10 protein-coding genes are annotated in these 14,829 nt (G+C 60.7%); 2 read left to right on the top strand and 8 right to left on the bottom strand.

Annotated features, from left to right (window positions below):
* Positions 1-10 precede the first annotated feature (10 nt).
* The 4 genes from ACOEQ1_RS07905 to ACOEQ1_RS07890 form a co-directional block, all read right to left on the bottom strand.
* A complete protein-coding gene (locus ACOEQ1_RS07905) occupies positions 11-2,116 on the bottom strand; it encodes a GumC family protein (RefSeq protein WP_419758722.1) in 2,106 nt (701 codons plus the stop codon).
* 14 nt (positions 2,117-2,130) lie between these two features.
* On the bottom strand, positions 2,131-3,441 hold the full coding sequence (locus ACOEQ1_RS07900) for an ATP-binding protein (protein WP_419758721.1): 1,311 nt from the start codon (positions 3,439-3,441) through the stop codon (positions 2,131-2,133).
* A 423-nt stretch (positions 3,442-3,864) separates the two neighbouring features.
* Complete coding sequence (locus ACOEQ1_RS07895; RefSeq protein ID WP_419758720.1) at positions 3,865-5,043, bottom strand: acyltransferase family protein; 1,179 nt, start codon at positions 5,041-5,043, stop codon at positions 3,865-3,867.
* 6 nt (positions 5,044-5,049) lie between these two features.
* Positions 5,050-6,249, bottom strand: a complete 1,200-nt coding sequence (locus ACOEQ1_RS07890) for a glycosyltransferase family 4 protein (protein ID WP_419758719.1) — start codon at positions 6,247-6,249, stop codon at positions 5,050-5,052.
* Positions 6,250-6,568: 319 nt separating this feature from the next.
* Here ACOEQ1_RS07890 and ACOEQ1_RS07885 point away from each other — a divergent pair, with 319 nt between their 5' ends.
* The gene (locus ACOEQ1_RS07885) at positions 6,569-7,492 is read left to right on the top strand and encodes a hypothetical protein (protein ID WP_419758718.1); all 924 of its coding nucleotides are present in this window, start codon (positions 6,569-6,571) and stop codon (positions 7,490-7,492) included.
* Here ACOEQ1_RS07885 and ACOEQ1_RS07880 read toward each other — a convergent pair.
* From ACOEQ1_RS07880 to ACOEQ1_RS07870, 3 genes are read right to left on the bottom strand one after another with little or no spacing between them, the layout of a single operon-like run.
* Entirely contained in the window at positions 7,432-8,442 is a 1,011-nt protein-coding gene (locus tag ACOEQ1_RS07880; protein WP_419758717.1) for a hypothetical protein, read from the bottom strand. The genes ACOEQ1_RS07885 and ACOEQ1_RS07880 overlap by 61 nt on opposite strands.
* A gap of 22 nt (positions 8,443-8,464) precedes the next feature.
* Positions 8,465-9,922, bottom strand: a complete 1,458-nt coding sequence (locus ACOEQ1_RS07875) for a lipopolysaccharide biosynthesis protein (protein ID WP_419758716.1) — start codon at positions 9,920-9,922, stop codon at positions 8,465-8,467.
* A 43-nt stretch (positions 9,923-9,965) separates the two neighbouring features.
* Entirely contained in the window at positions 9,966-11,156 is a 1,191-nt protein-coding gene (locus ACOEQ1_RS07870; protein ID WP_419758715.1) for a glycosyltransferase family 2 protein, read from the bottom strand.
* Between the two features lie 393 nt (positions 11,157-11,549).
* On the opposite strand from ACOEQ1_RS07870, the gene ACOEQ1_RS07865 reads away from it, so the two are divergent.
* Positions 11,550-12,806, top strand: coding sequence for a hypothetical protein (locus ACOEQ1_RS07865; protein ID WP_419758714.1), 1,257 nt, complete (start codon positions 11,550-11,552; stop codon positions 12,804-12,806).
* A 107-nt stretch (positions 12,807-12,913) separates the two neighbouring features.
* On the opposite strand, the gene ACOEQ1_RS07860 is transcribed toward ACOEQ1_RS07865, so the two are convergent.
* Positions 12,914-14,425 (bottom strand): HAD family hydrolase, encoded by a 1,512-nt coding sequence (locus ACOEQ1_RS07860; RefSeq protein ID WP_419758713.1) that lies wholly within the window; start codon positions 14,423-14,425, stop codon positions 12,914-12,916.
* Positions 14,426-14,829 lie beyond the last annotated feature (404 nt).

Here is a 14,829-nt window from a genome sequence, read left to right as displayed (position 1 = left end):
CCCGCGTCACTTATTTCGTGCTGACAAACACGACCGTCAGTCGGCGGCGCGATGCAAGAGCGAGACGCGAAGCCGCCTCCCGTACTTCCGCCCGGTTGGCTTTCTCCGCATCGATAATGAGCACCGTCGCATCGACTTCCGAGGCAAGCGCCAAAGTATCGGATCCGGCTGCGGCCGCGCCGTTGAACACCGTCAGGTTGTAGGCGTCATGGAGATCCAGCAGAAGGTTCTGGAAATGGGGACCGGTGAGCAGAGCCAGCGGAGCGCCCGCAGGACGCCGCGTGATCAGAACGTCCAGGTGAGTTGCCGCCTCACCCGTCTGCAGAACGTCCCGCCAATCTTCCTCACCGTCGAGCACTGTCAGCAGACCCGTCTGCTGGATGCCGAGGAGCCTTGCGAGACGGGGCTCGCGCAAACTTCCCTCGGTGAGGATAACCTTCTCACCGTCGGCTGACGCGACATGAGCGAAGGCAGAGGCGAGGTCCGCCGCTTCACGGCCGTCATCGAGCGAGACAAACAGAACGCTGCGCGGCGCGATCGGTAGCCCGTTGAAGCGAAGCCGCATCCGCAGAAGGCGCAGGGCCTCCGCCTCCTGGCCGCTTGGGTTTCCGAGGACGCGGGCGAGAAGCGTGCGGTTGCCGCCGCGGATCACGGCGCTCACCGGCAGGCCCGTCGTCGCGATGACATCGTCCGTCGTGCCGAGTGTGTCGGCCGTATGGCTGCGGATCAGGCAGAGCAGCAGGCCGAGGACGAGGCCCCCGATCCCGCCCATCATGGTCGCGAGCTTGGTGTTCGGGCTGGAAGGCACCGCGGGCGGCACCGCCGTGTTCAGCACCCGCACGTTGAGGTCGACGAGCGAGGATGTGGTCTGCCCCGCTGTCGATTGAACTGCCTGCAGAAGGTTCTGGTAGAGAGCCCGTTGCGCGGTCACCTCCTGCTGCAGGTCGTCAAGCTGCGATTGGGCATTCTCGGAGGTGACACTGGCCTCCTGAGCCTTCTGAAGCTGGCGCTCGGCGTCGGCTTCCTGGGCGCGCGCCACGCTGAGCTGCGTCGCGAGAGAGCTCACGATGCGCCGGCCTTCCGCCGCAACCTGACCTTCCGCACTCGCGGCGTCAGCCTCCGCGCTTCGCAGCTCAGGTGAATTCGGCCCGTCCTGCGTCCGCAACGCCGCGACCTGCTGGCTTTCGGCACTCGCCTGCTCGCGGAGCTTCGAGATGGTGGGGGACGAAAGCACGCTGCCGAGATCGTCCCAGGCGCCAGCCTTTATGAGCGCGTTGGCCTGCTCCCACTGCGCCTCGAGCTGCGCACGCTGGAGACTGTCGTTGGAGGCTTCCGTCGCGAGCATCTCCACCTGCTGCTGGGGGATGCTTCCCGCACGCAGTCCGACAAGGCCATCCTTGGTGCGAAGATCGCGCATCTGCTGCTCGAGGTTGTTCAGGTTTGCCCGAACCACATCGACACGCGCAAGCATCTCGGCGTTGGCCTTGCTATTGGCGCCGGCCCGGCTGTTCGCCCGCGTGCTCAGGTAGCTGTCTATCAGGTCATTCAGAAACGACGCGGATAGTTTCGGGTCCTGAGACGTGAACGCCAGGCCAATGACCAAGCTGCGGTTGTCCTGCGATACGACGAGAGATTTGTAGACGTTGGCAAGCACGCCCTGATTGCCGGTGTCCTTCGCAGGTGCCGGCGCCGGCATCATCGGGATGTACGTGCGAAGTTGCGTCATCAGGTTCTGCACCAGGCTCGGCGGTTGCAGTGCGGGGTTGAACTCGGGAAGGCGAGCAAGGCCGAGTTCGGAAACCACTCGTTCCACTACCGGGCGCGAAGAGAGCGCCTGCATCTCGGTCATCACGAGAGGCATCGGGTCCGGGAGACTGTCGTTGTGAATAGCGCCCGCGAGTTCAGATACGCCGATCGACTGAGACTCGATGGCGATCGCGGCGTTCGCGGTGTACAGCTTTGGCTGCAATTTCGAGAAGCCGAAGGCCGCACCCGCCGCGATGAGTGCACAGAGCAGGATGATCCAGAAGTTTCGGCGCATGGTCATCATTATCTGAGACAGCTGCATCTTGCCGCCGGAAGGTTCCGCGGAGCCGCTGAGCGGTATCACTGACATGTCCATTACTGCACCTATGAGGATCGCGTGAGGCTGGCCACGGTCGTGCCGCCGAATGCAATGGGCCGGACGGGGATGTCCATGCCCGTTTCGCGGGTAATTGCGGCGTGCCTCCGCAAAGCTTCCTGCAGCTGAACATGCTGCACCAGGGAACGGTGGATCACCACGACGCTCCCCGCATCACCGAAGACGCGTCTTACGACACCATGCTCGAGCAGTTTCACCCAGCCCGACCAGGACACACGCTGGCCGCCCAGGAGAGCCTTCTCGCCCGGAGTTTCAACGACGCGGATCATCCCCCAAGGGTCCTGAGGGCAGGTCGCAATGACGCGCAAAGCCCAGGCTGCGCCTTCGTCGCGGCCATGCGCCGTGATTTCGTCATAATTCCGAAGGACTTCGGACGGCGCCTGCCGGACCAGACGATCGAGAGCCGAACCGTAGTCGACCGGCTTGACCAGGGTCGTGTTCCGGCGCGCCGCCGCCTGCGCGACACGCAGACCCAGGACATGAGCAAGATAAGGCATCCCGCGCGAGACGGTGACGATCGCGGACACAAGATCGCCAGGGAAGTTCAGCCCGGCATCCTTCGCACCCTTCTCGACGATGTTGCTGATCTCCTCGTCGGAGAGGAGCGGCAGCGGAAGTGCGACCAGGGCACGCTGGATTGAAGGATGCTGGCCCAGCAACTGCTCGAGGTTGTCGGAGACGCCGATCAACATGAAGAGCAGCGGGATGCCCCGGTCCGAGAGCTGCTTGATTGTGTCGGCAAGCATCGTCCGCGTTTCGGGATCGACGATGCGATCCAGCTCATCTATGACGCAGATGAGTGACGTGAGCCTGAGCCTCGACAGCAGGGTGACGACATCGTCGGGGCGGAGCGGGCCCGCAGGCAAAGCGGCCTCGCAACCCTCTAGCGCTTCCATGCGCACGGGCGACGCCAGGAGCGACTCTGGCAACCTACGCACCAAACCGCGCATGAAGCTGTCGAACGTGGTGCTTGCCTCGCACTGGTAGCGAACGACGATAAGTCCCTTACGCTTCAGCCTGTCGACGACAACGTTCGAAAGGGAAGTCTTGCCGCGCCCGCGCTCTGAATAAAGCACGACGTGCGCCTTGTCTTCGAGGAGACCTTGCAGGATCGTCTCGATCTCCTGCTGGCGTCCGATCAGCCCGGCGCGGCCCGTCCGGGGCTGTGTCGGCGTGAATGCCTCGTTCGCAAGCACCGGCGCTGGTGGCCGTGCAGCGGGGATTACCGCGTCCGGCCGTCTGGCCGGCCGGCGTGGAGGACGGCCGTACAGCATGCGGCGCCAAAAATTCTTCATCATGATGCGTCTTGCCCCAAAAAGCCTGAGAAGGCCGGGTGCTGGTCCAATGAAAAAGCGGCTTGTCTCGAACAGGCCAAGACCACCGGGTGCCTCATATACAATGGATTATGTTCTCAATGTGAACGGTGGAGTTGAGCTCACGGCAGATAGTCAGGCGGCTGGTCTGGCCTGATATGGCCGGACTGGTTTCGTTGACCGACAGTGGCATCCGCTCGCTACCGAGCCTATACCACCAAATAGACAGTACATCCTAAGGCTTAAGGACTAGGTCGATCCTTGGCTGTTGTAGCTAAGGGCTTGTTCTGCTTGAGAATTACTGCTCGCGGGATAGCGCTTCCATTGTCAACCATGGCGCTGGAAGCATTGTGTCATGGCGGTAGGGGCAAGCCTGTGATTAACGTGGCCAACGAGCCAACCAGTTGATCAGGTCGGTTGATTGACCGCATGAGAAGGGCGTCTCGCAAGATTTCTGAGCCATCCGCAGACGCCTTGTTCGATCAATCGCTGGCTGATCCATGCCACGAAGACGGTGATAGGGAAAGCGAGGATGAAGAACGTCACCTGAGACCACACACCCAGGACCAGTGGAAGACCTGATGTCTCGATCACGCGCTTGACGACAGCCATCGTGATGAACTCCCACATGTAGAGGCTGTAGCTAATCAGCCCCAGAAACTGCATCACGCGCGATGTCAGCAACGCCCCGATCCAGCCGTCGCCGTCGACTATGCCTTTGAAGGCGATCGTCGCGGCAGCCAGAGCAATGAAAAGGAAAACGAAGCTCGACGCGCCCCATCCCGACATGGTCTGGTTCGTATCGAGACCGATCACCTCCCACCACGCTCCCAGAAACAGCGCCAGGAACGGTGCGGGATGCCGCGTGAACCGCCGTAGAAACGGGTGCGAGAGCAGGCCTGACGCCACCAGCACCCCTGGAACGAAGAACCACGCTCTGGGATGGAGGTAGAGAAACATCGCGATGGGAAACGCCAGAAGATAGGCCATCCAGCTGTGATAGCGCCGCCACCAGATCGAAACGGCTGCGAACAAGTAGAAGCTGAATTCGAAACTCAAAGACCAAGCTGCTTGATGAAGCAGCGGAAGCGGGACCACAGGGGGAAGGCAAAGGAGATTTGCCAGTAGTATCGGGAACAGGTCGAAAAGAGGTATGTCATTGACGCCAAATCGATGCCCGAGATACTCCAGCGTCAGCACGAACGGCATCGTTGCCCAAAGAACAGGCAGAATCCTGATCGCCCTATCGCGCAGAAACTTCCAGGGGCTGCTGGATTTGCGGATCACGCCGACGATCACGTAGCCGCTGATCAGGAAGAAAAGCTCAACTCCGTACTGCAACGACAGTAGAAAGTGATTGGCGACGCCAGCAGAGAGGAAGCCGAAACTCGGGAGGCCCGAATTGGCAACGTGAAAAACGAAGAGCAGCAGACAGAACGCTCCCCGCGCTCCCTGGACGTAAGGGTTGAATGCCGAGCGGGAGCCAGTCGGCGTCTGTGCTATCTTACCCTCGTTGGATACCGGTCGTGTCGACCCGCGGCAGGTTACCGCCGGGTCTATTACGCGCGCCTCAGGTGTGTTTGACATCGGCTCTTATCGAGAAGTGCTGGTCAGTGGATGTACTGTCAGAGCGGGCTTTTCGACAACGGACGCTGCGCGCGCGCGATCCGCATCGCGGTAGACGCCGACGGTGCGGTCGGCGATCGTATCCCAATCCGGGATGCTGCCAGCCAGTTCCTGCACCGAGGCCGCACAGGCTGCGGCAAACGCACGATCGCTGAGCATGTGCTGCAACGCCTTGGTCAAAGCGGGGACATCTTCGACAGGCACGAGTGCGCCGTGCTGGCCGTCCGTCAGCAACTCGCCAAAGGCGCCAAGGCGGGAGGCGATGATGGGGCGACCGTGCGCCAGAGCGAGGAACAGCACGCCGCTTGCCTCGATCTCCCGATACGGAAAAGTTGCGACCGTGCTGTGAGAGAAGAGGCTCGCAATCTCCTCATCCTCCACAAAGCCGGTTTCAATCTCGACAATCACACCAGCTGCCGCGGCTTGCGCCTGCAGGGCAGAGACATCCATGTAGGGTTTTCCCACGATTCGCACGCGGGCTTGCGCGCGCAGCGAAGGCGGCAGCCCCGCCAATGCCTTGATCAAGAGATCGGCGCCCTTATAGGGCTTGATTTTTCCGAAGAGCAGGAACGTCAGGCGTCCCTCCATGGCATCAGGGGCGGTAGGAACGGGGTCGACCAGCATTCCATGCGGAAGTACGGTTATACGCTCCTTCGGCATTCCAAGTTTCTGTAGCCGTTCCTCGCCCTGCTTCGTGTGCACGATGAGGCGGTCGAACTGGAACAGGCACGCGCCTACACCTTGGCGCTGGATCGCAGCAGAGGCCTCGCCATTGAATGGGTTTGTGTCGTGAACCGTGAGCACAATCGGCGCCACTTGGCGGAGTGCCTTCAGAAATGCCCGGTCAAGGAGAGGAAGCGGAAGCCATTGAAAATGGATGACGTCCGGAGCCTCACGCCTGAGCTGCTTGAGGAGCCGCCACATCGACCAGGCGTGATCGACCCCTTTGATGCCAAGACGCAGAGGCCCTGGGAGGCTCTGGCAAACCGGACCTTCCGAGATGGGATAAAATGACTTGTGGATGGCGATCGTTCCCGGAGACCCATCCCCCGACCGGAGCGCGCGCCCGTGCAGCGCCACCGTGTGGCCGATCCGGCCCAGGCCCGATGCCAAAGCACGATCATACGGCAATGAAAAAAGCGAGGGATCAATCAAAGCGATGCGCATGCGCCTGCCGTTTGAATGGTGCAAATCATGAAGTCCCTAAACTCTCACTGGAAGGCCAGGAGCGGCCCGGTGCGCATTAGATAACCGAGGCGGCTCGATTGCTTGAGGAACTCATACCACCGCTTCTTACCGCATCCGCCGGCTTAACCGACCATTGAACAATAGACTTAGCTTCGACCGCCACTTAGGAATGATGCCATCTCGGCGCTTGGGCGGAAGAAGGTATTCCACCGGCCGTGCTCACTGGCTAAGACCGCGCGAGAAGCCCAACATCTGCTGCATGATGCTTCGGGCGGTGTCGTTTTTGGAGCTAAACTGCGTGCTTCATATAATCAGTCGATCCTATGCCGGAGAGAACAAGAAGGGGCGACCTGACTACTACAGCAAGCGCCTTTCGCTCATCTCTCTGATCCAGGCTTTTCAGCAACTGAAGCCTGGAACGGCAGAGCTTATCTTCATGAATGACGGTCCCATCCCTGACAATCGCCTGGAACTTATGAAAGCCTCAGGCGAGGTGGTGATGCGGTCGCGCTTGGGTATGAGAGGATCGCTGAAGGCAATTCTGGAACTTCCGATCGTGCGATCCTGGCCGAAGGATGATTTGGTCTGGTTTGCGGAAGATGACTATCTTTACCAGCCGCACGCTTTCGTGGATCTTCTTGCTGCAACAGAAGCGTTTCCAGAAGCCGCTTATTTTGGTCTCTACGCCCTGATTGGAATGCGCGAGCCGAACGGAACCGCGTTCGAGGATGTTCACCGCAAACCGCGTGGATGGTCAGACTCCGAGGTGACGCTCATCAACGGTCATCCTTGGCGCCGTGCCCTGAGCACTACGTCGACTTTCGGCGTCCGCGTGCAGGCTCTCGTCGAAGACCACGCGATGATGATGCGTGCGATGTACACGGGTGGCGCCTACGACCACACGACGTGTCTCATGTATCAGGGGTTCACGCCCTATCCCATGAAATCGCTGGTTCAGACGCTGCTTAATAGCGAGACATCCGGCGGATTTGCTCGTCGGGCGGCGATCTGCGGCGTGCGAATGGGCATCAATCTGTACAGCCTGATGCGCATCCTGAAGCCCTCCAGGCATCGGATCCTTATGGCGCCGGAGCCGGCTCTGATCACGCATCTTGAAACAAAGCATATGGCGGTCGGTACGGATTGGGAGAAGGTGGCTTCTCAATGCTCCGTCGCGCCAGCAGGGATCGGGAGAATGGAACTCCAGAAGGTTCCGGCATAGGGGCGGTGTCCGAAGGCCTTGACATAGGCCTTCTGATTGGTTGGTAGGTCGAGCAGGCTTCCCGGCCTGCCCAGGTCGTCTCCACTGTCCCAGTAGGACTGTAGGACGACGTTATTTTGATCCATCCATTCCTGCATCTGCTTGATAAAGAAGCCGTCACCGAAGAGGTCGGCCCATTCCGGAATCGCGAGCGCCTTGTGATGTGTTAGCGCAAAGCTCGCAATGGCATTCAGATTGACCCCGTTTGCGTGGCCGAGGAAGTCCTTCCAGCAGGCGGCGGCCGATCCGTAGTGAGCGGGATTGCAGTAGACATCTGGACCGATGAGGTCGACGACATCGTCCCCGGGGTAATAGGGAAACGGGTCGTGCTGGCCGATGTTGGGATTCCAGATGATCTTGGCGTTTGGCAACTCCTGTCGCACGGCGAGCACCAGGCGCCTGAAGCCGGCGATCCAGGTTGACCTGGATACTGGAAACCAACCTGTGAATGGCGTGCTGACCGCCCAGGACCCGTTGAATTCACTGTCGATGCGGACCGCGTATATCTCGTGGGCATAGGGAGCTAGCGCCGCCGCCGTCTGGCGGTAGTAGGTGTCGTAGCGCCCCTCCGCCGCCGCTTTGAAATCCGGGTAGCTCGGCTGCACATGCTGTATGTCGATCACGACGGGGTAGCCGTGGAGATAGCTGAGGCCGGAAACGCCGCAGCCCGCGCAGGTGTCCTGGTAGGACCGGCCGATCGTGTAGTCCCAGCGATAGCCCATGAGCGTGGGCGTGCTGTCATCGGTAGGGCCGGCATATACCCCGCTGAGATAGTGCCGTGTTGATGCCGGCGGCATGTCGGGGGCAGGACCGGCGCTTCCCGCCGAACCGGCCAATGCGGGGATGGTCAAGGCGGTCGTCAGGCACAACGCAAGCACAATACCGCACAAGCCGGTTCTAATGCGGTTCATGGGCGAGTTCCTCCGAGAGCGGTCAGCCGCTGACTTTTAAGAACCCGGACCTGATGAAGTCAAAAAAGGTAGGAATGAGCTTACGGTTGAGCAACACAAGCGAGAGAAAGTAGGCCGCAACGCCAGCCAGGATGAGCATCGCCAGCCGAGGCTCCACGCCGAGGTCTGGGGGCAGCAGCCTGCGCAACGCCACCACGACGCAGGCCATGGCCATCGAGGCAAGCAGCGGCGTCACCGCACCGCCAAATTGATCAGCCAAGCTGAACCCGGTGGCGCGGCGAAGTATCCAGGTCGAAACCGGTATCTGCATGCATTCGCTGGCGATCCATAGCCCGGTCGCCCACATGAGGCTGTGGAGTCCGAACACGCCGATCATCGTCAGCATGAACACGAGTTCGATGGCCACGGCAAAGAGAGGATCTCGTGGGCGTCCCACGGCCGTCAGCACAGGGGTGGTGAACAGGCGCGGCGCTTGCACCAGCACCAATACCGCGAGCGCGGCAACACATGGTACAACCGGGGCCCAGTGCTTGCCAAAGATGATCGCGACCAGCTCCGGTGCCGTGACGGCGATGCCGACGAAACACGGGTAGAGCAGGAGACAAGCATATTCCACCGAGCGTCGGTATGCGCGCTTCAACCGGATGGAGTCTGTCTGCAGTCCCGCAAGCATCGGCAGAGACACCTGTCCCACGGCGGTCGCCGAAATCGACCAGAAGACGTCGACCACGCGAAACCCAAGATTAAGGTATCCCGCCGTGGCCACGCCAAGGAAAAGGCCTGCGAAGATCGTGAACAGTCGCTTGATGGAGAAAGCGACGAACAGTCCGCCGACCGCAAAAACTCCAAATGTAAGGAGCTGGCGGAACTCGACGCCACGGAACCGGAACCGCGGCAGGCGATCACAGGTCAACCATAGTGCGAGTGAACCGATGAGCGCCGTCACGACTTGCTGGAACACGAGACTCCAGACGCCGGCGCCCCACAAGGCTGCGGCAATGCCGATGACGCCGCCCAGAACGCGCCCGGCCAGCGAACGGATCGCAAGAGCCTTGAACCCGAACTCCCGGCGCTGCCTCGCCACGATCGTCGCGCTGACTGCAAGGCAGGGAAAGACAAATCCCATACAGCCCAGAACTTTGCCCGCACCGGGCATATGAACGAGGTGCTCGAACGGCACGGCAAAGCCCCAGCAGGCGACCAGCATGACGAGACTCATCGCGCAGCCCACCGTGAACGCGGTGTCGAAATGGTAGTCGTTGACCTCGACACGCTGCACCAGCGCGTCGTGGAACAGCATGGTCACCACCATCCCGAGCAACTCCGCGATCGCCGAGACGATCGAGAACAACCCGAAGTCCGACGCGGAAAGCAGCCGCGAAAAAACGATCAGAGAGCCGAAGGATATGATGGCAAGGCTGCCATTCTCGACGGCGCTCCAAAGCAGCGAATTCGCTGTCCGGCCGCTGGTTACTGGCATTGTGGGTCAATCGCTTTCCGCATCAGGCCAAGGGATCCACCTGTCACAGCGGCCGCCACGTGTCTGGCCCGGAGCCCGATGCTTCATGCCCGTGCGGAACGAGAGGCTGCTCAACTCGCGGCAAGGGCCGTAGCGTCAGCTCTGTCGGGGGTGGTCCCGGCTTCCGTCTGCCAAGAATGCTCGTCCAGTAGCCAAGCGACCACGCCGTTTGCATGATCATTGCCGCGGGCCCCGATAGCGCGGCGCAGACGCCACCCCGGACGCTCAAAGCAAGCCCAAAGCAGACGCAGATCGCCGCCCAGCCCAGAAACGGAAGAGCTGCGAGCGGGAAGAGAGGAGACAGAAGCAACAGGAACCATACCGGCGCTATGCCGAGAGGGAGGATCTGCCTCAGGCGTCTCCGTCCTCCGTGGCGAGCTACGGTCATCGCCCGGCCGAAACCATATTTGTAGTATTGGCGTGCAAGCAGCCGCGCAGTTTTGCGCGGGAAGTAAACGATCGACAGATCCGGCTCCAACCAGATGCGTCCCCCTGCGTCGAGGATACGGTGGTCAAGCTCGGCGTCCTCATTATGCGAAAACGTCTCGTCATAGCCGCCGGCGGCGACGAAACTGTCGAGCGCCACAAGGGCATGGTGACCGTGCTCAACCCAGGAGCCGGCCCCTCCCACCATCCGATGCGCCGAGCCGCCGGTCCCGAGATAGGAGTTCTGAGATGCCGCAGCGGCGCGCTGGAAGCACGTGCTGCCGCGACTCGTCATTGCCGTCACAACCGCGGTAGCACCCTGCGCTACCGCCACCTGAACCAGCCGGGAGGCGTAGTTGGGCGGATATTCCGCGTGTGCGTCGACACGCACGAGCCAGCGGTAGCCAGCCCCGAACTGCTTGACCGCGCGGTTGATGGACGCGCTGACACCGAGTCGGCTATGCGAGCCGAACGCCACGACACGGCGATCCAATCGTCCGATCTGTTCCACGATCGATTGAGTGGCGTCAGTGCTTCCGTCATCCGCGACGACGATTAGCGCCTCGGAGCAATCCAGATCGGACTGAAGCGAATAGATGACATCCCGAATATACTCCTGCTCGTTGTGAGCGGGAATGACGATGATTACGTCGCCACCTCTATGTGCCGTGCGAGCCGTCATCTTACCGATTTTCAGAAGGAACGTCGCCTCGTTCCAATCCGTGATGAGGGTGTAGACGGAAAGTGTGGTCGAACCGTGGGCGCGCATGCAGCCCCTGGCAGATTGAAGCACCCGACAAAGGTGCGAATCTGTCAAGAGAGTAGGCGCTACGCCCCATTTCGGAGGCCGCGCCAAGTCGTGCGTGATACATGTGGTCGGGGTCCTCTTTGATGAAAGAACTGACGGCTCCCCACGCCACAGTCAAATACGTCGTTTGGGCAATCTGACGATGGTCTACAGATGCAGTAATTAACTAGTGCTCAACCTGCTCGGACCGCGCCTGCACCTAGGTTTAATATCGCGTTTCGATTGTTTTCGAAGAGCCTTCTGAGGCTAGTGCACCGAGGCACCGTAACATATGAGGTTTAAAGTGCATCTACAATCGCGTTGTAGCACGCCAAGCTTCGTCGCCAGGCCTACACACCAGGCACGGCAGCCGTGATGATGTACGCGAACCCGACGGCCGCCGTTTCCTATCGCTCCGACAGCGCTGCGGGACAAGAGGCGTACGCCCTGCGTTTCACAGCGCTAGTCCTGATATCGGCGATCGTCCTGCAGCGCATCGGTATTTTCAGCGGCACGTCCTACCTGAGCGTGGTGGGACCTGTCGGGCTGCTCCTCGCGGCGTACGGCGTCATGCAGAGCGGCCTTGCGATCAGCCGCGGACGCATGATGATCTTCATCGCACTGCTGACCTGGATCATGATCGGCAGCGCCATTCAGGCTGCCTATCCGAACAGCTTCGGCACAGCCACGAGCTGGATGTCGCTCGTGGAATTCATCGCTCTGTCAAGTTTCGGTCTTCTGGTTTTTTCGGAACCGGTCGATGAGAGAAAGTTCTTTCGGCTCGTCAACGCCATCTTCATGGCCCTGGCGATCGCCGGCCTCGTGCAGTTCGTCGTTCAGTTTGCCGGTGTCAGCCTGTTCTCGTTCAAGAGCTTCGTCCCGGCAAACATGCTTCTCGAAGGCCCGTTCAACACCGTCATTCCGATCGGCACGAGCCACTACATGAAGTCAAACGGGTTGTTCCTCGTGGAGCCGTCTGTTTTTTCCCAGTTCATGGCGTTGGCAATCATCATCGAGATACTCATGTTCCGCCGGATCCTCTTCGTCGGCGCGTTCGCGGCGGCTCTCTTGTCCTCATTGTCGGGAACCGGCTGGCTGATGATCCTAGGCTTCGTTCTGACCGCGTCCTTCAGCCTGGGCATCCGCGGTCTGATCCTCTCTTTTGTCACTGCGGCAGTCGGGTTTCTGGCGATTGCGGCTCTGGCCGTGTTCTTTCCACCGTGGTTTCAATTCTTTCTCGATCGCACTGGCGAATTTTCGCAGATCGGGTCCAGCGGCCACTTTCGGTTTGTGACCCCCTGGTTGCTTGCGAATTACGTCCTCGCGCGGGAGCCTTGGGTCGCTCTGTATGGCCTGGGAGCCGGGGTGAGCGAGCATCTGGCAATGGCGCCGAACTGGGCCTACATCATCAACCCGCCGGTCAAAATCGCGCTCGAGTTCGGCATCCCCGGATTCGTGCTCTACCTTCTGTTTCTGCTCACCGCGCGACGCACGAGCACGCAGAAGGCCCTGCTCGTGCCGACCCTCGTGCTGCTGCTGCTCGATGGCGGCAACAGCATGTTCCCTCCGGTGCTCTTTCCAGCACTGCTCCTGATCATGATCGCCGACCTGCGCCCGAGCAACGCAGACTGACCAGTGCTCACAGTACGCAAAAACGGCCGCTAACATACCAGCGGCCGTCATATAAGGCTACTAAGCAACCCCGGCGAAATCACCCGGGGTTTTTCTTTGTCCTGTGGCTAGGCAGGGACCTCCGCCGGCGCTTTGCGCCGGATACCACGCACCAGCCTGAGGATCGGCGCCTTGGCCAGGCGAACGAGGCACCACACCGCCAGCAGGCCAAGCGCGAAGCGCCCGCCAAGCGCTGCGGTTGTGCTGGCGGTTGCCATGAAGCAGAGCGCGACCGCGAACATGGCGGTCCGGAACTGCTCCTTCTCGATGACACGGCGTTGTCCGGTCTGTCTGTAGACCAGGTAGATCAGCGACATCGTGGTTGCTTGGCAGAACGCCAGCACGGCGCCGGCAGGGGTCGCCGGGAACAAAAGGAAGAGAGGCAGATACTTCAACATCTGCAAAACCGGGTAGACGGCGATCCGCGCCGCCGGGCGCACCCTGTTGTAGGCGAAGAAGACGATGCGCAGCAGGATGAGGCTGCCGAGCCAGAGAAGCGCCGCCCGGGGCAGCTGTGCCGCGTGCATCACGCCTGTGAAACAAGCCAGCCAGGCGCCTGCCGCCGCCGCCGCCACAGCCCAGATCCATGCCGCCGGCTGCATGGGGTAGGACCGGAAGCGCCCGGAATGCTTGGTCAACGTCGGCGCATCTTCGCGCGCCGCTGCAACCATGTCGTTTTCAAAATAGCCGATTTCGTAGATGCACATGAGAGAGAGTGTGAAGAACGGCATGCAGGCAAGCTTGGACAGCAAGCCGTCAAAACTCGTCACCGTCGCGAAGACGGCCAGCAGACATTCGACGAACAGCACCTGGTCGAAGACGTAGCTTGCCGCGTATTTGGCGCGTGCCGTGTATCTCAGCGGAATGTACAGATGCTCGATGGCACGGCAGGTCTCGCCCTGAGGCTCGATCAGGATGCCATCCCCCGACGCCTCCAGAAGGTCTCGGTCGTCGAGCGAGTCTGTCAGAAAGGTGGAAGCGGCAATGTCGGCCGCGCCGAAGTATTTTCTAACGACCGGAAGCTTACCGCGGCCGAAATACTGTGGTGGCGGCAGCGAGGGGGTGGCGATCAGACGAACATCCTGCCAAGGACTGCCCTTGAGTAACGGCCTGATGATAGCATTCAGGCCGAACGAGACGATGACAATGCGATCGGCAGCGGCCTCGGAAAGCCGCGCTGCGATCTGTTTGCTCACGTGCCGCTCAAATAGCTTCGGCGCGCGCCGACGCCACATGAAAATGCTCCACGGGCAGAGCACGATTATGGCCATGCAGCAAACGAAGTCACGAAGCCGGAAATAGCCGCTAAACCCGGTCAAGCGCCAAGGGATACAGCGCCGTACGGCGAACTCGATGATCGCGACCAACAGCGATGGTCTGCACGAAGCGATGAACAACTCTGTGCTGTTCGACCCGAACAACGTGTAGTCGAAGTCGACGAACACAGGTCCGGCACCACGCATGCCTGTTGCGCCTGTTCCGCTCGCGTACGCGGCCGTTTCCACGGGCGTCCGATCAGCCCCTCCTTGTGCCATCCTCCGTTCAACAGGATCGGCCAGAGAGGCCGTGGCGTCGGTCATGATGTTTTCCTTGAGCAGTTTCGCCGAGCAGGCGGCTTCATGGAAAGAGCTATAAAGAGTCGCTCAGGCGCGAGGCACACCTCCCTAAGGAGGATGATCATCCGTTTGTATGATAGGTGGCCGCGGTTGACGTTTCAGTGAGGTGTGCGGTAAGCGGGTAGCGCCTGACGTGCCACGGTGCCTCCGACTTTGCACCGGCAACACAGGGAGGCGATGCATCGTCTCGGTGCGCTTCGATGCGAGCTCTTCGCAACGCGCTGTCCACGGGGCCGATCGGGCTCAGACCATAGGCGGAAGCAGCACCTTCAGCGTCGTGGATACGCTTTTCGGACTACTTGTTAGCCCTAAAATTCGGAGCATCCTGAGCCACACAAACATCATTGGTTTCTTGGGGTAAGCTCATC

It is taken from the genome of Acidisoma sp. (assembly GCF_965199065.1).
Lineage (GTDB): Bacteria > Pseudomonadota > Alphaproteobacteria > Acetobacterales > Acetobacteraceae > Acidisoma.
The sequence above is the reverse complement of the archived record's forward strand: the minus strand, read 5'-3'. Positions and strand labels throughout refer to the sequence as shown.

Bases quoted from the DNA above. Each gene is read 5' to 3' on its own strand.
- ACOEQ1_RS07895 (WP_419758720.1), bottom strand. From the start codon at position 5,043: ATGTCAAACACACCTGAGGCGCGCGTAATAGACCCGGCGGTAACCTGC.
- ACOEQ1_RS07870 (WP_419758715.1), bottom strand. From the start codon at position 11,156: ATGCGCGCCCACGGTTCGACCACACTTTCCGTCTACACCCTCATCACG.
- ACOEQ1_RS07900 (WP_419758721.1), bottom strand. From the start codon at position 3,441: ATGATGAAGAATTTTTGGCGCCGCATGCTGTACGGCCGTCCTCCACGC.
- ACOEQ1_RS07880 (WP_419758717.1), bottom strand. From the start codon at position 8,442: ATGAACCGCATTAGAACCGGCTTGTGCGGTATTGTGCTTGCGTTGTGC.
- ACOEQ1_RS07860 (WP_419758713.1), bottom strand. From the start codon at position 14,425: ATGACCGACGCCACGGCCTCTCTGGCCGATCCTGTTGAACGGAGGATG.
- ACOEQ1_RS07875 (WP_419758716.1), bottom strand. From the start codon at position 9,922: ATGCCAGTAACCAGCGGCCGGACAGCGAATTCGCTGCTTTGGAGCGCC.
- ACOEQ1_RS07890 (WP_419758719.1), bottom strand. From the start codon at position 6,249: ATGCGCATCGCTTTGATTGATCCCTCGCTTTTTTCATTGCCGTATGAT.
- ACOEQ1_RS07865 (WP_419758714.1), top strand. From the start codon at position 11,550: ATGATGTACGCGAACCCGACGGCCGCCGTTTCCTATCGCTCCGACAGC.
- ACOEQ1_RS07905 (WP_419758722.1), bottom strand. From the start codon at position 2,116: ATGTCAGTGATACCGCTCAGCGGCTCCGCGGAACCTTCCGGCGGCAAG.